Source organism: Methanimicrococcus blatticola, assembly GCF_004363215.1.
Classification (GTDB): Archaea; Halobacteriota; Methanosarcinia; order Methanosarcinales; family Methanosarcinaceae; genus Methanimicrococcus; species Methanimicrococcus blatticola.
The window spans coordinates 1-19,425 of record NZ_SNYS01000011.1 but is presented as its reverse complement, the minus strand read 5'-3'; the positions used below and the strand labels follow the sequence as shown (position 1 = coordinate 19,425).

14 protein-coding genes, 2 tRNA genes and 1 pseudogene are annotated in these 19,425 nt (G+C 42.2%); 8 read left to right on the top strand and 9 right to left on the bottom strand.

Annotation, left to right across the window (positions count from 1 at the left end; translation table 11 throughout):
• Window positions 1-24: 24 nt before the first annotated feature.
• Window positions 25-1,152 (top strand): cell division protein FtsZ, encoded by a 1,128-nt coding sequence (locus tag C7391_RS07695; RefSeq protein WP_133517979.1) that lies wholly within the window; start codon window positions 25-27, stop codon window positions 1,150-1,152.
• Window positions 1,153-1,795: 643 nt separating this feature from the next.
• On the opposite strand, the gene C7391_RS07690 is transcribed toward C7391_RS07695, so the two are convergent.
• Window positions 1,796-3,418, bottom strand: a complete 1,623-nt coding sequence (locus C7391_RS07690) for an MATE family efflux transporter (RefSeq protein ID WP_133517978.1) — start codon at window positions 3,416-3,418, stop codon at window positions 1,796-1,798.
• Between the two features lie 463 nt (window positions 3,419-3,881).
• On the opposite strand from C7391_RS07690, the gene C7391_RS07685 reads away from it, so the two are divergent.
• A complete protein-coding gene (locus C7391_RS07685; protein ID WP_133517977.1) occupies window positions 3,882-4,340 on the top strand; it encodes a 30S ribosomal protein S15 in 459 nt (152 codons plus the stop codon).
• Between the two features lie 384 nt (window positions 4,341-4,724).
• Here the strand turns inward: C7391_RS07685 and C7391_RS07680 are convergent, their stop codons facing one another.
• The 5 genes and pseudogenes from C7391_RS07680 to ilvE form a co-directional block, all read right to left on the bottom strand.
• On the bottom strand, window positions 4,725-5,612 hold the full coding sequence (locus tag C7391_RS07680; RefSeq protein WP_133517976.1) for a hypothetical protein: 888 nt from the start codon (window positions 5,610-5,612) through the stop codon (window positions 4,725-4,727).
• Window positions 5,613-5,818: 206 nt separating this feature from the next.
• Window positions 5,819-7,066: a histidine--tRNA ligase gene (gene hisS, locus C7391_RS07675; protein ID WP_133517975.1), complete on the bottom strand. Its 1,248-nt coding sequence runs from the start codon at window positions 7,064-7,066 to the stop codon at window positions 5,819-5,821.
• A gap of 62 nt (window positions 7,067-7,128) precedes the next feature.
• A complete protein-coding gene (locus tag C7391_RS07670; RefSeq protein WP_133517974.1) occupies window positions 7,129-7,557 on the bottom strand; it encodes a VOC family protein in 429 nt (142 codons plus the stop codon).
• A gap of 132 nt (window positions 7,558-7,689) precedes the next feature.
• Window positions 7,690-8,787, bottom strand: a complete 1,098-nt coding sequence (locus tag C7391_RS07665; protein ID WP_133517973.1) for an OBG GTPase family GTP-binding protein — start codon at window positions 8,785-8,787, stop codon at window positions 7,690-7,692.
• A 426-nt stretch (window positions 8,788-9,213) separates the two neighbouring features.
• Window positions 9,214-10,077 (bottom strand): annotated as a pseudogene (gene ilvE, locus C7391_RS07660) (branched-chain-amino-acid transaminase); the annotation flags it as partial.
• A 312-nt stretch (window positions 10,078-10,389) separates the two neighbouring features.
• Between ilvE and C7391_RS07655 the strand changes: the two are divergent.
• Window positions 10,390-10,464: transfer RNA gene (locus C7391_RS07655), tRNA-Arg, on the top strand.
• Window positions 10,465-10,542: 78 nt separating this feature from the next.
• Here the strand turns inward: C7391_RS07655 and C7391_RS07650 are convergent.
• A complete protein-coding gene (locus tag C7391_RS07650) occupies window positions 10,543-11,460 on the bottom strand; it encodes a hypothetical protein (protein ID WP_133517971.1) in 918 nt (305 codons plus the stop codon).
• 265 nt (window positions 11,461-11,725) lie between these two features.
• Here C7391_RS07650 and C7391_RS07645 point away from each other — a divergent pair, with 265 nt between their 5' ends.
• Genes C7391_RS07645 through C7391_RS07625 form a run of 5 tightly spaced genes read left to right on the top strand, consistent with a single transcriptional unit; the run spans window position 11,726 to window position 18,420 of the window.
• Window positions 11,726-14,695, top strand: a complete 2,970-nt coding sequence (locus tag C7391_RS07645) for an S-layer protein domain-containing protein (RefSeq protein WP_133517970.1) — start codon at window positions 11,726-11,728, stop codon at window positions 14,693-14,695.
• 16 nt (window positions 14,696-14,711) lie between these two features.
• Window positions 14,712-15,839, top strand: coding sequence for a 3-dehydroquinate synthase II (locus C7391_RS07640; RefSeq protein ID WP_133517969.1), 1,128 nt, complete (start codon window positions 14,712-14,714; stop codon window positions 15,837-15,839).
• A 14-nt stretch (window positions 15,840-15,853) separates the two neighbouring features.
• Window positions 15,854-16,603 (top strand): type I 3-dehydroquinate dehydratase, encoded by a 750-nt coding sequence (gene aroD / locus C7391_RS07635; protein WP_133517968.1) that lies wholly within the window; start codon window positions 15,854-15,856, stop codon window positions 16,601-16,603.
• A 17-nt stretch (window positions 16,604-16,620) separates the two neighbouring features.
• A complete protein-coding gene (aroE, locus tag C7391_RS07630) occupies window positions 16,621-17,520 on the top strand; it encodes a shikimate dehydrogenase (RefSeq protein WP_133517967.1) in 900 nt (299 codons plus the stop codon).
• Window positions 17,521-17,532: 12 nt separating this feature from the next.
• Window positions 17,533-18,420: a methyltransferase gene (locus C7391_RS07625; RefSeq protein ID WP_223611048.1), complete on the top strand. Its 888-nt coding sequence runs from the start codon at window positions 17,533-17,535 to the stop codon at window positions 18,418-18,420.
• On the opposite strand, the gene C7391_RS07620 is transcribed toward C7391_RS07625, so the two are convergent.
• A complete protein-coding gene (locus tag C7391_RS07620) occupies window positions 18,417-19,100 on the bottom strand; it encodes a TIGR00266 family protein (protein WP_133517966.1) in 684 nt (227 codons plus the stop codon). The genes C7391_RS07625 and C7391_RS07620 overlap by 4 nt on opposite strands.
• Window positions 19,101-19,201: 101 nt before the next feature.
• Window positions 19,202-19,273, bottom strand: a tRNA-Cys gene (locus C7391_RS07615).
• Between the last annotated feature and the right edge of the window lie 152 nt (window positions 19,274-19,425).

The following is a 19,425-nucleotide window of genomic DNA, read 5'->3' as shown; positions in this document are numbered from 1 at the left end:
ATTTAATGATTCGGAGGATTCCACTTGCTTAATGTTTTACTTATCGGGAACGGTCAATGCGGTAACAGAATTTTGGATGCCGTCAACAAACACGCCATGAACCGCGGCTCAAATGTTAAAGAAGCCGGCGGAGGCATTTCCAAATATTTTTCAAAACATAATTATCAAAGCAATGTTCAAACCATTGCGATTAACACGGCAATCAATGACTTGAAAGAAATGAAGTTTACGAAAGCCAAAGACAGAATTCATATCAAAAACCTTCACGGTGTCGGCGCAAACCGCAATATCGGCAAAGAAGTTTTTGAAACGCATAAAGCGCATATTTTAAGAGCTATTGAAGAAAGAGGCAGTTTCGATGTCGCTTTCATCGTGACTTCAGCATCCGGCGGAACAGGATCCTCTTTTACACCGCCGTTGGTTGAAGAAATTAAAAAATCTCACAATTTCCCGGTTTATGCGCTTGTCATTTTACCGTTCAGAGAAGAAGGAACGCTTTATCTTCAAAATGCGGCGTTCATGCTCAAGGAACTCAGAGAAGGACCGTGTGACGGCATTATCTTGGCAGACAACCAGTATTTGAAATCCATCGGCGGCAACGTTCAGGAAGCGTATGACGGCATCAACAGCATGATTGCAAAACGTCTTTTGTTCTTGCTTGACTCGTTAGACAGCGAAATGATGATGGTTACCGACTTGGGTGACTTTAAGACGGTGATGAGCGGCGGTGCCGGTTTGGCAACGGTCGGTTATTTCAAAGCTGAAAATGAAATGCCGATTCGAACCGTTATTCAGAACAGTTTATCCCCGCGCGGATTGCTTTTCTCAACGGACGTCTATAAAGAAGGCGGTCGTGCTATGATTATTTTAAAAGGCGACAAAAAATATTTGAGCATGGAAGAAATCTCCAATGAAGTTGAGAAACTTTCAGGCGCAATCGGCCACGTTTTCAAAGGTGTTATTGTTGAAAACGGCAGTTTGCCCGAAGCCCTTTGTGTTTTGACGCTCAATTCCGCCGAAGAATTAGAATCACTCTATGAAGGCGCGATTCAAGCCATCGGCATGGAAAAAGATAAAAAAGACCGTGTCAAAAAGAAAAAGGAAATGGAATCGTCCTTTATGACGATTGATGGCATGGATCCGGAATACTAATCCGGCTCCTTTTTTTAATCTCTTTTCATTTACTTTTTATTCTCTGATTTTTCGATTTTATTTTCATCATTTACTTAGCAATTTATTCTTTTCTTAATTCATTTAATTTCATCTCGTTTTAGATTTAATTTCAAACCGAAACATCGATTTATTTAAAATTAAGAAACAGGAACGCCCGTTAAAATCCAAAAATAAAAGCCGGTTTTTTATTTTAAGGTTTAATCGGCGTTCGTTTTTTTAAATTGAGAAAAACAGATGTTTCGATTCAAACAAAACATCGAAAAACTAAAATAACCGCCTCCAACGACGCGTTTCACGAACGAAGTGGTGAAAGAAGTCGTTGGAGATTCGCCCCATACGATTAATAAAAACGAATCAATAGCAGTAAAGATAAAAAAATATTCAATCTGTAAAAACGGTTTCATTGACGGCGCGGTATAATCCGCATTTCCAATTTTTGCTTGTTACCGCTCACAAAAACCGAAAATTGAGGTCGTTCGTGGACTTTTTTTATTTAAATAAAACAAAACATCGTTTTGCATTTGCTTAATTAGTTGCCTATTTAAAAAAAGAAAAAAGGAAAAGAACTTGAAGACTGGATCTTGAAATTCTTTTCATATTTATGATGATATCTGTTTTATGATTACATTTTTGTTGAATCGTGCGTATCGATAACGGGTTTGCGATAAAGTTTCATCAGGTTGTGTATGACGTAATTGCCGAAGATGAAACTGATGACCATGACGATGAAGTCACCGGCCAACGCGCCGATAAAGACACCGGGAAGTCCCATTCCCATGTATACGCCTAAGAGGTAAGCAATCGGAACTTCAAAGACGAATGCGCGAATCAGTGTTAAAACCAATGCTGATGGCCCCATTTTCAAACCCTGAAGCATCGAAGATGTCAGGATGTTGGCCGGCAGGAACAGGAAAATCAAACACATGATCTGTAGGAATTCGGCAATATCAGCTTGCAGGTAGGCGGACTCGCCTGTTGCGAAGATACCTGCAATCGGGTCTGCAAAGATGAAAACGCCTGCCGCAATCAGCACTTCTAATACCAAACCGATTTGGATGCCGAAATAGTAAATGGATTTCAATTTCTTGATATCGCGGCCGCCGAAAGAGACGCCCGACATCGTTGTCACACCGGTTGCAAGTCCCATCATCGGCATGATTCCGATGGAAATGATACGCCAGCCAGTGCTGTAAATGGCCGCGCCGTCGGTTCCGCCGACGTTTAAGACAATCGCATTCAACAAAACGGTTGAAATGGACATTGTCAATTGGGAAACCATTGCAGGGATTCCGACAATAATAATATCGCGGATAATCGGCCACTCAAATCTGAATCCTTTGAAGCGGATTGTGACATAAGTCTTTTTCTGAATCAAGAGCCAGTACATAATCATCGCCGTTGAGACGCTGAATGACAAAACACTGGCGTAAGCCGCGCCGTTAACGCCGAGCCCGAGACCCCAGTCAAAGATGAAGATCGGGTCAAGAATCATGTTCAAAACCGCACCGACAATTGTTGCAAACATTGTTTTTCGGCTGTTTCCTTCGCTGTTGAGAAGTGAATTTCCGACATTGAGAAGGAAAATCGAGAAGGAACAGAAAATGAACGGGTTCATGTATCCGGCAGTCACGGCAGCCAATGACGCATCTGCGCCCATCAGCATGAAAATCGGCTCCATGAGCGGAACGGCTAACCAAGAGATAAAGCTCATGATGACGGCAAAAATAATGGCGTGCGTCGCGAATTTATCCGCGCTTTTCTTGTCTTTTGAGCCGATGGCTCTGGAGACGGCAGATCCGGCACCGACACCGATACCGGTTGCGATTGCCATTAAAGCGATAAAGAACGGAAATGCTAAGCCGACAGCGGCCAATGCCTCAGCGCCGAGACCTGCGACCCAAAACGTGTCGACCAAGTTATAAATGGATTCGAAAAAAAGCGCGATCATGACCGGAATGGAAACTTTAATCATGGCTTTTTTCGGATTTCCGAGAAGATCGGCAACTCCTTTTGTCATCCCGCCGGGATTTTCGCCGTCAGAGCCGTCAGTGTCGGCAGCAGTTCCGCCACCGTCTGTGATTGTTTGGCTTCCGGACTCGGAAGTGTTTAAAACCGCCGAATCTGTCAGCGGTTCCGTCGGAGAGGATTGGGGCTCTGTTGACCCCGCAGAAGAGAATGTACTTTTATCAGTGTCATCTGAATCGACAGCCTCCCCCGTTTGAGAATGAATATTTTGAGTTACCATAGAGTAAAACCTCGTAAAATTAATTTAGAAAGAATTCGCTGCGATGCAATATTCAAGCATTGCGGACAGCAAACAGCAAAGAATATCATAGAACTATATATAATTTTGTTCTGAATTAAAATGATGCGTCGGCTTTGCGCTTACAAAATAAATAAGCAGTCGAGAGAATAAATAACTGAAGAAAAATAAAATTGAATTGGTTGGAAATGATTAAAATTGATTGAAAATGATAAAAATTGGTTGGAAATGATTGAAATTGATTAAAATTGATTCGAAATGAATTGCCGAAAATTTATATACCATATCGCTGTTTTGAGTTTGCGAATTTTGATTCATGAATTGATTTTATTTTAAAATCTCTTTTGAGTTATTTTCGACACAATAACACGCGAAGAAGTATCGGGAATCCGTATGGAAATCCGTAACGGTATTTTGAAGTAGCGGTTATTTTGAGGTTGATATTATGGCAAAAATGCACACTAAAAGAAAAGGTAAGTCCGGCTCAAAGAAGCCGCTCAGAACCGAAGTTCCTGAATGGTCAAATGTTTCTGCTGACGAAGCAACAAAGCTTATTCTTGACATGTGGAAACAGGGTATTCCGACAAGCCAGATCGGTATGATTTTAAGAGACCAGCACGGTATCGGCGATGTTAAATTGCTCACCGGCAAAAAGATTACACAAATCTTAAAAGAAAACGAAGTGGCACCCCACATTCCGGAAGACTTGACCAACTTGATTGTCAAAGCGCTCAGACTCAGAAAGCACTTGGCAGCCAACAAACACGACCTTCACAACAAAAGATCTCTTCAGTTAACTGAATCCAAGATCAGAAGACTCGTGAAATACTACCACAACACAAAAGTTCTGCCGATGGACTGGCTCTACAAGCCCGAAACCGCAGAAATGATGTTGAGCAGATAATTTCTGTTCAATTTTCTTTGTTTTGTAAAAAATTTAAAATTATATTTCGGCAGCTTTTCAGCTGTCAATCTTTTTTATTTTATTAAAAAGTGAAGAGACGAAGTCTTAATTAAATAACCGGACTCAAGATTTAATAAAAATTGTAATTAAGAAACAAAATGATCTTATAAGTTGCTAAAAAATATAAAAATAAAGATTGAAAAAGCTCAATCTTTATTTTTGTAATTCTTAATTTTTAAGTTCTTAATTTTTAAGTTCTTAATTTTTAAGTTCTTAATTTTTAAGTTCTTTATTTTTAAATTCATGTTTTTTTAATTCATGTTTTTGCAATTATTTATACAGCCGCGATTGCCGGCGGTGAATCTGTCAGCTTAAATTAATGATTTAATTTGCTGATTTAATCGCTTTCTTTTTGCGTTCTTGTGATCGTCTGTACCGAAGCCAGAGATAAGCTGCCAGCAGTGCCAAATAAACTTTACTGCCTAAAATGCTGTTGGCAAAATTAATACCGTCATTTAAAGAGATTGGATTTCCTCTGCCGTTGATAACAATGTCACTCAGATGCATAAGATCCGGATATGTGGATATTGACGCACCTGCCGTAAAAGCCCAGCCGAACAGAAGCATGCCGATAAACATCGGAACACAAGTGTAAGTTTGAAGCACTTTCCACGTTTTGGGTTTGAGTCTCTTTCGAATAACCGGAAAAGAGGTCAGCCAAGGCAGAATAATCAATAACAATATAATCGGGCCGATAATTGCAAAGGCCAAAATTCTCAAACTGAACTCGCCGTCTAAAAAGCTGCTGAAACTGTTAGAAGCACGACCGATACGCATCATGCCGTGAGCAACAAGAAGCGTTGCGCCGATAATTGAGAGTTCAGCCCTGATTTTATAGAGTTCAATCACAGTTTTGGACTTTGGAAGAACGCCGATAAACATGACAATCGTAATAAGCCCGATTCCGAGTGGAGTCACAACCCCGAGACTGTACGGAAATCGTATCAAAGTGATAATCCACCAATTATTCATCCCGAGTTCGCTGATAATATTGAGATTAAACAAGCCGGTTAATCCGGTAAAAGTGAACCAGATACAAAGAAGAATCGGATAAATGTAAAAAATGAGCGGATACTTTTTGATATACTTTTTGAAAATAACTGCAAAAAGAAAAGCTAACACGATACCTTTAACGACGTCGGGAATTCCCAACCAGACATAGGCATCCAATACCTCATTGATGCCGGAAATGGCATCTAAAATTTGTTTCATATTACATACTCCTTTTTTGCCGCCTCCGATTGTACAACATGCGAAAATCTTATAAGAAGTTTTCGCTTATGCGAATATATTTCACATAGACGAAAGAGAGAATGAAAACACCCGGCTATGAAAAAACAAATGAAAACAAAAACAAAACGAAAAATAAAAATGAAAAAATGGAAAAAGAGTCGGAATTCGACTGCCTTTACCATTGATTACGAAAATTTGGAGATTAATTCTTCCAAACTCAACGAAACCTGTTCGCCGCTTTTCATATCTTTCAACGACAAAAGTCCCGATTCAATTTCTTTTTCACCGACAATCAAAACATAGTCGGCCCCAACTGTGTTGGCATATTCCATTTGTGCTTTGAAATTGCGGCCCATGATGTCGGTCAAAACGGAAACGTACGGTCGAAGTTTTCCGGCAATTTCAATGCCGTTTGTTTGTGTTTCGGGTTTTGTAATCAAAACGATTGTTTCAGCTTTGTTTGCCGGGAGATCACAAATTTCCATGATTCTGTCAAAACCGATTCCGAATCCCGTCGAGACGACATCACCGCCGCCGAAGAGTGAAATGAGCTTGTAAGAACCGCCGCCGCAAATTTGTTTTTGGGCACCGAGACCTTCAGCGTAGACTTCAAAAACAATTCCGGTGTAATAATCCAAACCACGGGCGACGCCGAAATTGACGGTGTAATCGGTGACGCCATAAGAGGCAAGAAGCGTGAGCGTCTTTTCAAAAGAATCCAGCTCGGGCAAGTCGCCGACAACGTCGCGAGCACTTTTGACAGCCGCGAATCCGTCTTTGCCGGAGAGGGAAATAATTTTGTGAATTTTATCAATCAAGTCGGCGGAAACTGAAAGTTCGCCGAGATAAGTGTCTAAATTTTCATACTCTTTTTTATCAATGTAGCGCATGATTTGATCCGAAACGACGGATTCTGTTGTGATTTGAGCCAACAGATAGCGAAGAACGGACAGATTTCCGATGTTGAGGTCGCCTTTAATACCTGCTGCGGAAATCATCGTCATGGCAAGTGCAATGACTTCGGCGTCCGCTTCCGGCTTGTTGCTGCCGATCAGTTCGGCGCCGAACTGCCAGAATTCTCTGTAGCGGCCTTTTTGCGGGCGCTCGTAGCGGAAACAGTTTTCAAAATAGAAAAGTTTGATCGGCCTTGAAAAAGACTGCATTTCATTGACATAAGCGCGCATGACAGGTGCTGTCAGCTCGGGGCGAAGCGTCATTTCACGGTCGCCCTTGTCGGTAAAATTGTAAAGCTCGCCGATAATTCCCTGGCCGGATTTGAGCGTGAAAAGTTCAAGTTCTTCAAAAGTCGGCGTCACGATTTCGCCGTAACCCCATTTTTGAATGACTTCGCGCAATTTGAATTCAACAGCACGTCTTTTAGCCATTTCTTCAGGCAAAAAATCGCGCGTGCCTCTCGGTTTTGAAACTGTCATGATAAAAATCCCATGAATTATGAATGTGAATAAATGTGAATTAATGTGAATTAATGAATAAATTATTTCCACTTAATGCCGTCTTCCCAAATAATCTGCCAAGTGATTCCGAATTTGTCAACAACCATTCCGTAAAGAGCGGCGTAAAAGGTTTCCTGAAGTTCCATTGCAATCGTTCCGTCTTCGCTTAACCCTTTGAAAACGGAGCGGATTTCATCAGCGTCAGGACTTCCGAAAACCAAAGTGATGTTGTTTCCCAAAATCCATTCATATTCCGACGGCATGTCGCAGAACATTAAATTTGTGCCGCCGATTTCCATTTCAGAATACATGACGATCTTTTTCAGCTCTTCCGTCAGCGGGAAATTCGGGTCGGCCGGCATTTCTTCATAGGTTGAAAAATGCGGCACGTCTTTGCCGAAAACTTTTGCATAGAAGGTGACTGCTTCGCGGCAGTTGCCATTGAAATTGATGTAAACGCTGAACGTCATGAGTTTTCCTCGGAATCAGAAGTGAAATAATAATTTAAAAGATAATTGATAAAATAATTGATAAAAATTATTTGAAAAATGAAAGGCAGGATAAATTAAAAAGTTTGTGACAAAACGCCATTCACTTTTGAATTATTTCTGAATAACGATTGAAACAATGTCTTTATCCATCAATTTATGTTCCAACCCGACACGCTGCCCGGGATGTTTGGCAGATTTGCCCCAAACGTATGCGAATCTGAACTTCCGTCTGAAATCTTTGTGCAAACGGTCGCAAATCTGACCGATGTCTGTTCCCCTGAGAACGATCATCGGCTCTTCCAAGTCGGCGGCTTCACCTTGCGGTTTCATATAAACGCGGATAAAACCGAGACGATCGTAAAGAACTTCGCGGAGCATTTCTAAATTCTGGCTGTTGTGAGCGGAAATAAAGACAGCTTCGGGATATTTCTGTTTGTATTCGTCCAGCATATGCGGATAAGCCAAATCGACTTTGTTGACGACAACCATTGATCTGACATAACTGCGGTTGCCGGCGACAACATCAATAAACTGGTCAACGGTTATGTTTTCTCTGATTAAAACCATCGCGTTGTGGATTTTGTATTCATCCATGATGGACTTAATCGTGTCTTCGTCGATGAATTCCAATTCAACCGTCGAGTTGATTCGAATACCGCCGCGGTCAACTTTTTTAATGACAACATCCGGCGGTTCCTGATCAACGCGGATGCCGGCTTCATACAATTCGTCCATGAGAACCGAATGGTGCGTCGGCTGAAAAATATCCAGTAAAAAGATAACGAGATCAGAATTTCGGATAACGGCGATAACTTCTTTACCGCGGCCGCGGCCGGAAGCAGCACCTTTCACGAGACCTGGAACGTCCAAAATCTGAATGATTGCGCCTTTGTATTCCATAACACCCGGAACAACCGTCAGCGTTGTAAACGCGTAAGCGCCGACTTCGGAATTGGCATCGGTCAGTTTATTGAGAAGCGTCGACTTACCGACAGACGGGAAACCGACAAGCGTCACGGTTGCGTCGCCTGATTTTTTGACGCTGTACCCTTCACCGGTTCCTGCCGAGGAGCTTTTCTTTTCAACTTCGTCATGAAGTTTGGCAAGCTTCGCTTTCAAGCGGCCGATGTGAAAAGAAGTGGCCTTGTTGTAAGTCGTCTTTTTAATTTCTTCTTCGACTTCCCGAATCTGTTCCTGTAATGTCGCCATTGTGAATACCGAAATGAATAATGATGAAATGAATATGAATGTAAAAAGCGAGTCAGCCTCGCGGTGAAGAATAACCTTTTTTTCAGTATATATAATTAATGAGGGGCAAGCGTAAATCGAAAAAGAGAAGGAAAAATGAATAAAAGAGATGGGAAAGGAGCAAAAAACTTACCTTTCCAATCATCCGGATTTATAAAATTATTTACGAGCGGCCGGCTTTTTTGCTGCGGGTTTTGCAGCAGGTTTCTTTGCGGGTGCTTTGGCGGCAGTCTTAGCGGCAGGTGCTTTGGCAGCGGGCTTAGCGGCTGTTTTAGCAGCAGGTGCTTTGGCAGCGGGCTTAGCGGCTGTTTTAGCAGCCGGTTTTGCAGCGGCGGTTTTGGCAGCAGGCTTGGCAGATGCAGCTCTTGCCGGTGCTTTCTTTGCCGTATAGATTTCGGTTCCTGTTGTGCTTGTGATTTTCTCAAATTCTTTGAGCATCAGAGCAGTCACAGGCCCTGTTTTGCCGGCACCGATTGTTCTTCCGTCAACCCAAACGACTGCGGCAGCTTCAGCGGCGGTGCCTGTGACGAAGATTTCATCAGCGGTATACACGTCAAACAAACTGATGTTTTCAACGCGGGTCGGAATCTTGTTCTTTTCAAGGAGCTCAATTGCGGTTGCTCTCGTGATTCCTTTTAAATTGTTGATTGTCGGCGGTGTGTAAACGACGCCGTTTTTGATGATGAAAATATTATCGCCGGAACCTTCCGCGACAAAGCCGTTGTGGTCAAGGAAAATGGCTTCCTGGCCGCCTTTGGCGTTGGCTTCGATTTTGGCCAAAATATTGTTCAAATAATTCAAAGATTTGATATTCGGCGACAAAGCGTCCGGAGCATTGCGGCGGACACCGACTGTGATTGCTTTTAATTCCATCGTGTCATACAAAGAAGACATCGTCTTGGCAACGATAAAAACGTTGGCTTTATCGCATTTCAGCGGGTCCAATCCTAAATCGCCGTTGCCGCGGGAAACGATCGGGCGAATGTAGGCGTCTTTAAAATTGTTCTTTCGGAGAGTCTCAAGGATGGCTTCTTCCATTGCTTCTTTTGACATTCCGATATCCAAATCAATGGCTTTTGCGGAGTCGAACAATCGGTCGACGTGTTCTCTTAACTTGAAAACGCGGCCGTTGTAAGCGCGAATTCCTTCAAAAACCCCGTCTCCGTAAAGAAAACCATGATCAAAGACGGATATGACAGGTTGGTTCTCAGGAACGAACTTGCCGTTGACATACATTAAATTCTCGCTCATTTGTAAAATCACCCGATTTTAGGTTAGTGATGTGTGATTCAAGCGCATTTGCGCTTCTTTATGAAGAAAATCCTCAATTGAAACGGAAAATCATCATAAATGTAAATACCAAATTCCCAATGGATTTAAATGTTTTTCCAAAAAAACAGCTTCATGAAGATTTATAATAAAAAGAAAAAAGAACCGTTTACCGAAACGAAAAAAGAAAAGCAAAAAGAAAAACAGATAGAAGACAGAGATAAATCAGAAAAATGAAAGAGATACTGAACAAAAGGTATATATGAGAAAAAAGCTTTCATTGCAATCCAATCTGGGCTCGTGGCTTAGCCAGGATATAGCGTCGGGCTTCTAACCCGAATGCCGGGGGTTCGAATCCTCCCGGGCCCGCTTTATTTTTCAAATGATTTCACATTCATAGAACACTTTCTTTTGATTTGCTTTTTGATTTTTTTATGATTGATTTAATCAGGACAAAACATATTCAATCTCACGGACCGTGACATCAATTTCGAAGAGAGAATCTGAAGAAATAACCAACATTCCTTTTTCAAAATCCGATTCTGTTTTTAATTCGGGAAAATCCCGATTCAACTCGTTTTCAAATTTCAACAACCAATCCTGAAAGGCTTTTTCTTTTTGAGCCGCCGCCGTTTCATTCAAAAACGAATCAGATTCAGGCGGCAAATAAAAGATACAAATTTCTGAAACAAAATCGTGAACATCGGCTGTTTGAATAATTCTGTAATTCAAAGTTGTTAAATTGCTGAAAACGAGAGAGGGCGATAGAGAAGAAGACGAAGAGGAAGAAGACGGGAAATGAAGAACATCACCGCGCATGGAAAACAGAATTTTGCTGTCTTTATTTTGCCAAACCCGAACAGCCGGCGGTTTAAGAAAAGAAGAGCCGCCTTCTTGAATCAAAAGAAGCGAAGAGTCGCCGAAAGAATAGAAGCGATCGGGAATCTGAGAATAGCGGCATGAGAAAAGAAGGGATCCCGAGCTGAGTTTATAGAGAGCAAAATCACCGGCAGATCCGGATGATGGATTTGAAAACGGATTTAGAGAAGAGTCGAAAGAGTAATCGGATTTCAAAAAAGATTCTGTTTCAGGCGGAATGGAAATGTTTGCGGCAAACATAATTTCGCCGCCTTCGGCGATTTGTACGGTCGAATAACCGGAATGGAAAACGGTGTTGCCGGAAAGTGCTTCGCTTTCGGAAAATTGGAGGATTTCAGACAGCAATAAATCATTTCCGGCAGATTCGTCAGACATTATTTTTGCGGGAATTGCCGTGATTAAAAAAGCAGACAGGAAAACGGCAAAAATTGCCAAAAGCAGCAGAGCCCCGAAAATGACGGAAACGCCGGAGTCATCCCGAAGCATTAGAACCGGTTTTTTGAAAAAAATATTGAATTTGCCGAACATGACGAATACAAAAATAAGGCAGAATTAAAGCGTTTTTAAATATTTTCAAAAAGGATAGAAGCAATAATATAAATAAACCATTAACGCATATTAAAAACAAATGATTTAATCGACATTTTTATTAAATGTCAAAATCAGGGTTGTTTCGTTGATTCAGATTTATAAAATTCACACGATCAATAAATTCACACTACCAATTACAAATGAGATACGAGTGCCGCACATGATTAAGAAAATGAAATATTTGAGTTTTTTAGTTTTACTTGGTTTGATTATCGCAGCTTTAGCTGTCCCTGTCTCTGCCGCCGCCATTAAAGGCAGTAACGTATGGGACCAGGAACAAAGCATGTCTTCAACGTACACATGGACCCCCGCCATCTATTCCGGTCTGTGGTACGATTTGGACAGAGGAATTTACACAGAAAACATCACATTAACGATTTCCGCAAGTGACAGGCAGATCAATGCGGATAACGCGGAATATGTGACGGAATACAAAAACATGAGATTCGCTTACGCCGACTGGGGCAGTTACCGCGTCATCGGCTGGCAGGGAGAGCCGTATTTTGCAGGTTACACCCGTTCAAATTCCGGCAACATGTCAACCACTCAATTTACAAACAATAATATCAGCACGTTATCAGATGAGAAAATTTATCCGGTTCTGTTGGACAATGACAATGAAAAGAGCCTCAGCTCCGGCGACACATATACGCTTGAAAACGGCTACAAATTAAAAATCAGCGATGTCAACGAAAGCAGCAAACAATTCAGATTAACGCTTGAAAAAAGCGGCAGCAGCGTGAAAAATGAAACGGTTTCAAACAACACGACTTTCGTTTATGAAAGATCTCTTGACGATGTCGGAACCGTGCCGATTATTGCGGTTCATGTCAAAAACATCAACGGCACAAAAGTTGTCATTGACGGTATTTTCCAGATTTCTGAAAGCGCAACCGATGTGAACGAAGGGAAAAAGGTCGGCGCGATGGAAATTAAAACCGTTAACGAAACGCGCATTACAATGAAAAACCCGGACCGCATCAAATTAAATGCCGACAGCACCGTAACGCTGATGGGACACATTAAAATTGATGTCAAAGACGCTTCAAAATTGAAATTCGAACTTGTTTCCAATCCGAAAACAGACGACGAAAAAACATATTCTGACAGAGGAATGGTGTATGACAGTTCCAACAAAAACAAAAGCTGGAACGGTATGAACTTCCCGGGCTTTACTTACGATTATAACAACAGCACAGAAACGGAAAACTTGTCTTTTGATGTCAGTGGCACGCTTCAACGCTCCGTTTCCGCAAAACAGATTTTGTATTCAACCAACGCATACAATGAATCTTTCAATTATTCAGATTGGGGAAGTTACCAGGCAATCAATCTCGGCGGCGAGAATTATTTTGCAGGTTACCTCCGCTACAATTCATCCAACAAAAATAACACGACGAACTTTACCGATAGCAATGACAGCATTTTGAAAGACGGAGACGTTTCAAAAGTTTTGATTAACAACGGAACAGAGAAACAATACAACAAAGGCGCCAACATCAGTTTGGAAGAAGGCTATTCGCTTCAGATTTCAAACATCACGGATAACGGTTCAAAAGTGAATTTGGTTTTAAAGAAAGACGGAAGCACCGTAAAAGAGGAAAAAATCAAAGCGGGCGAGAATTTTGTTTATGAAACATCTGTCGGTGACACAACCATTCCGGTAATTGCCGTTCGCGTGACAAATGTGTTTGAAGGATCATCAGCGGTTGTAAAAATCGGCGGCATTTTCCAGATTTCAACAAAAACAACAGATGTCGGAAAAGGCACATCTTTGGGTAATATGAACGTCGAATACACAAGCAGCACCGCGCTGATATTCGTCAATAAAGATTCAATCAACCTTTCCCGTGGATCAAACATCACGCTGATGGAGAATTTGTCACTTCATGTCGCTGATTCGGATGACCTCAGACTCTTCCCGTTCAGCAAATCTTCCGGAAACAATTCATCCACCGTTACGAATTTGAGAATTGAAGTTCCCGAAACGATTTACCCCAATGAAGAAATCATCATTAAAGTCGTTTACAATAACAGCAGCAGCTGGAAGGAACTTGCCGGCGCGATCGTTAAAGTTAACAACACCACGATCGGTGAAACAAATTCATCCGGCGCGATTTCATACAAACTCGGAAATGCCGGCTCTTATGAATTCAGAGCTGAAAAAAGCGGCTATTCATCGGTGACATTGACGAAATCAACTTCCGAAGGCGGCGACGAGCTTCAGATTGTGATTCCGGATTACATCTTTTCGGAAGATTCATTCCGTTTGTATGTGAAAGATGAGAATAATACGAATGTGACCGGCGCCGGCGTTTACAAAAACGGCGAGCATATCGGAACGACAAATGACAACGGTATGATTAACGTGACGGCAGATTCCACACCGGGACTTGCCAAATTAACAGCCAATAAAACAGGATACATGACCGGAACCAAAGAGATGGAAGTTTTGCCGTACGGCCCGTATTTTGCCGTGACGAACATCACGCTTCCTGAAGAATCAATGGTCAATAAAACCGTTAAAATTGCAATGACAATTGAAAATGTCGGCAAGGAAAAAGACACACAAGAGGTTGTGATTGTCGCGGAAAACAAGACGGAGACAAAGAAAGTCACATTATCGCCGGGCGAGACGAAAAACCTGACGTTCAGCTTTAAGCCGAAAACAGCGGGCGAGTCTTCAATTGAAGTGACAAATCAAACATTTACATTTACAGCAACTGAAAAACCGAAAGTTGAAATTCCGTGGAAGCTGATTTTACTCGGCGGCGGTTTCTTAATCATTATTATCGGTGCGGTTTTGGCTTTGATGTATTACAAAGAAAGGGAAGAAGAAGAAAAGCAGAACCCGAGGTCCGGAAGAGGAAATGACCCCGAGTCAAGAAGCATTTATGAAAAGATTGAAGGTCTTTTCGGCGGCAACCCTGACCAGAAAGAGAAGACGGGCGGCAAGAAATCAAGCGCGTCCGCTCCGGAAAAATCTGCAGGCAAACCGAAGTCAAGCACGGCAGCACAATCCGCCGCTGCGACAAAATCCAAAGCATCTCAGAAATATTCCAGCAGCAACAAACCGCCTGAATTGAAGAACAGTCAGAAAAGAGCACGTAAAGAACAAGAAAAGAAATAATTAACAGGAAGATACGATGAAAAACGTATGGATAAAAGCAACAGAAGGTTCATGGGATCAAAAAAGAAATGGAATTACGGCAGCGATGGAGTCCGGCGCGGACTTCGTGCTCGCTGATGCCGCCGATTTGCCCGAGATCAAACAGCTCGGAAAAATCAAAACGGCTTGTTTCTTTGACGGAAAAAATTCAGAAGAAGCCGATGTTTTGGTATGGAACATACCGCTTTTATCCGAAAATGATGATGAGAAAAATGAAACGGCTGAATTAAAACAGATGAAAGAGAAAAAGTCAGCCGGAAAATCCGTCGCGGCTTATGTCGATATTCAGAATAAAAAAACAGAATTGTTTGCGGCAGAAGTCGGTAAAACGGCGGATTATTTAATCATTTCAGCCGGTGATTGGCGTATCATTCCGCTTGAAAATCTGATTGCGGCTCTTGAAAAATATGATGTTGAAATCATCGCCGATGTGAAATCGGTGGAAGAAGCGCAAACATCTCTTCAGATTTTGGAAAAAGGCGTTGACGGCGTATTGATTGACTCAAGTGATATGAGCGAAATCAAAGAAATCGCTGCTGCCGTTAAAATGAGCGGCCGAACGGTGGAGCGGTTGGTACCTGCAACGGTTGTGACGGTGAAGCAGCTCGGCATGGGCGACCGTGTTTGCATTGACACTTGCAATCTGATGGCGCCGGGCGAAGGCATGCTGATCGGCTCGCAGTCAGCCGGTTTGTTCCTGATTCATTCGGAAGTGGATGAAAGCCCGTACGTTGCGTCCCGCCCGTTCAGAGTAAATGCGGGCGCAGTTTATTCTTACTTGAAAATTAATGAGATCACGCGTTATCTTTCGGAGTTAAAAGCAGGTGACGACGTCACGATTGTGGGCGCAGACGGAAAAACGCGTCCCGGAATTGTCGGCCGTGTTAAAATTGAATCGCGCCCGATGATGCTTTTAGAAGCAGAAGCAGAAGGAAAACGATTGAAAGTGATTTTGCAAAATGCCGAGACGGTAAAGCTTGTCAAACCTGACGGCAAAAGTGTTTCGATTACAAATTTGAAAGTCGGCGACGAAGTTTTTGTTAAAATTGAAGAAGCCGGCCGTCATTTTGGAATGAAAGTGACTGAAAAAATCATTGAAAACTAAGAAGGGATCTGAAAATGACTTACTTCACTCGTCCGGCGGTTGTCGGAACGATCACAAAGAATGTCAAAGAAAATGTAAAAACCGGCAAGGAAAACGGTGCTGACATATTGGAACTCCGCTTTGATTTGCTGCTCACCAACACGATCGGATTTGAAAAATACTTGAAAAAAGATTTTGAAGAAACGGCGTTAATCGACCAAATGAAGGAATGGATAAAGGAAGCAAAAGACAGCGGTCTGCCCGTCATCGGAACTTTGCGGTCAAAAGAAGAAGGCGGCGCTTTTGAAGGAAAAGAATCAGACCGTTTCGATTTGATTAAAAAAATCCTCCCGGATGTTGATTATGTTGATATTGAACGGAAAAGTTCAAAGAAAAATATCTATAAATGCCGGCGTATTGCTGAAAAATCCAATACGAAAATCATTCTTTCCTCTCATTATTTTGATGAAAAGGATATGCCGTCATTGAAAAAGATCGAAAGTGTTTTGGAAAAATCGTTTGAAAAAGGCGCGGATATTGCAAAGGTCGCCGTCATGCCCGAAACAAAAAAAGACGTTTTAAAGCTTTACCAGGCCGGTCTCAGAAGCAAAAAACCCGAGAGAATCTGTTTGATTGCAATGGGCGATTTGGGCAAGCAAACGCGCGTTTTGGCGCCGTTTTACGGGTCAATTTTGTCTTACGGCTATATGGATGAAGAAGCCGCGCCGGGACAGCTCCCGGTCGGCAAAATTAAAGAGGGTTTCAAACTTTTCGGCCTTCTTTAACGATGTTGAGGGATGAAATGAAAAAAGATCAATACGGTGTTTTCGGCTGCCCTATCAATCATTCGTTGTCTCCCGCGATGCATTCTGCCGCTTTCGCCGCACTCGGCATGACGGACTGCGAATACAAAGCTTATGCTGTTGAGCCTGAGAATTTAAAACGGGAAATATTAAAGGCGCAAGCCGACGGTTTTGTCGGATTGAATTTGACAATTCCGCTCAAAGAAAAAATCTTTGAAACCGGATTAATCATCCCGGATGAGTTTTCTAAAAAAGCGGGTGCCGTCAATACGCTTCATTTTAAAGACGGGGAAATTTACGGGTACAACACAGATGCAGAGGGCGCTTTTGAAGCGTTGGAAGACGCAGGATGCGTGACAGACGGAAAAAAGATACTAATTGTCGGTGCGGGCGGCGCAGCCAAATCAATTTCTTTGTTTTTCAGCGAACGCTGCAATTCTGTTAGAATCATAAATCGAACGGTTGAAAAAGCACAAATTTTGGCGAAGGAAATTCGCGAAAAAACAGGAAATCAAAATGTTTTCGGAAGCGGTTTTGAATCCGGGTGGAATGATTTGAAAAATGCGGATGTGATTATTCAAACAACGGAGCTCGGCATGGGAAAATACAAAGATGTCTCCGTTTATGATAAACTGCCTTTGGAAGAAAATAAAACAAAGTCGGAAATGATTCAAGAATGCTTGAACGGTAAAACTGTTTTTGATGTGGTTTATAATCCGGAAGAAACAGTTTTTTTAAAAGAATCGCAGATTGCCGCGAATGTCAAAACGCTTAACGGTGTCATGATGCTTATTTATCAAGGGGCTTTGGCTTTTGAAATATGGACGGGAAAAAAGCCGGATGTAAATGTTATGAAAGAAGCGGTCTTAGAAGCTCTTTCAAAGAAAAGAAATGAATAACGGGCGTGAAGAATGGAAGAGATCAACAAAGAGACGGAAATTGAAATGGAAAAACTCATCGGTTTGATTGAAAAGATTGCCGTTTCCAAACACGCGACAATTGCGATGGGCGTTCGCGACCCGGATCCCGAGACGGTTAAGTGTGCCGCTGTGGCTGTTGAAAAAAAATATGCGAATGTGATTTTGGTAGGCGATAAAGCGGAAATTGAAAAAGCCTCCCGCATTTATTATAAATTGAGAGAGGATGAGGTGTTGTCGCTTCCGTTTCAAATCATTGACACGGCAGTGCCGGAAGATGAACTTGTTTCTTTGCTGGTTTCGGGAGAAGTGGATGCTGCCATTCGCGGAACGGCAAAGGCTTCGGATTCACTTTCAAATTTGAAAAAGGCCTGTCATATTAATAAGATTCATCGAATTGCGATTTTGTTGGCAAAAGATGAGAATCCGCATTTTTTCGCGCCGGTTGGCATTGATGAAGGAACAACAATCGAAGACAAGGTGGAATTTATTTGTCTCGGAACGCATTTGTTAAAGCGTCTCGGCGTTGCGCCGCATGTGGGATTGATTTCAACGCCGGATGAAGCCGGAAGATTGGAAGCAGCTGAGATCGTACGCATTATTACAGAAGAAAAAAAGCTTCATGTGGTTGATTATAAATTAGATTTAGAAGAAGCGTTTGAGCATTCGAATTATATTTTGGCCCCGAACGGAATTACGGGAAATCTGATTTTCAGGGGTTTGACGTTTTTGGGTGGCGGCGACGGCCTTGGCGCGCCGATTTTAATGGACCGGCATGTTTTTGTCGACACCTCGCGGTCGGCGGGTCATTATACGAAAGCTATTATGGTTGCAAGCGCGCTTTCAAAAAAGAAAAAGATTGAAGAAGAATCTTCAAATTAATTGCGGCTCGGCGGAATTCTTGAGAGAATAATATCGACCAAGCTTGCCATTGGCATGGTTTGAATCCAAACTTTTCCGGGGCCGGTCAATGTTCCTAAGAATAAACCTTCGCCGCCGAAAAGAACGTTTTTGGCACCGGAAACGGTTGTAATGTCAAACTGAACGGTGTCTTCCATTGCTGCCAAATGTCCCTGATCAATCAAGAGCCGTTCGCCGGCTTTTAAATCATATTCAACAACATCGCCATCAATTTCCAAAAAGACGAAACCGTTGCCTGAAAATCTTTGCATGACAAACCCTTCGCCGCCGAAGAAACCGGCACCGATTCTTTTCTTGAAATGAACATCCATTTCAACGGTTTTCTCCATCGCGAGAAGCGCGTCTTTTTGAGCAATAATTGTTCTGCCGCCGCTGAGATTAAAATCCAAAATGCGGCCGGGAAAAGAGGAACCGAATGTAATGAATTGGTTATCACCTTCGGCTGTATAAGTATTCAAGAAGAAAGATTCGCCTGAAAACATGCGACCGAGCCCTTTCATGAAACCGCCTCTTGTATTGGTTTCCATTTTCATTCGGTCAGTCATCCAAGACATGGCACCTCTTTCGGTGATCATGGCTTCGCCTCTTTCTAAATAACAAGTAACAACAGGGAACGGAGTTCCTTTGACTTCATATCTCATATTTTAATTCTCCATAATGAAAATACCAAACCTGAAAAATCAAAGGGTATGAACATATTAAAAATTTCTTAAAAAGATGCATAATGTAATAAAGAGATGTAAGCCAACGTCCGGATTTGAACCGAAGTAGATTCGCTCTGCAGGCGAACGCATAGCCGCTCTGCCACGTTGGCTTTTTGAATTACAAAGATCAACAGCAAACATGCCGTAAACTCTTCTTTTAAAAACAACAAAATAAGAATGATAAAGAAAGACTCATGGCAGCGATCCAAGGTTCCCGAAGGCTCGCACACTTCAGTACAACAGGGAACGCCGGCGGGCTTAT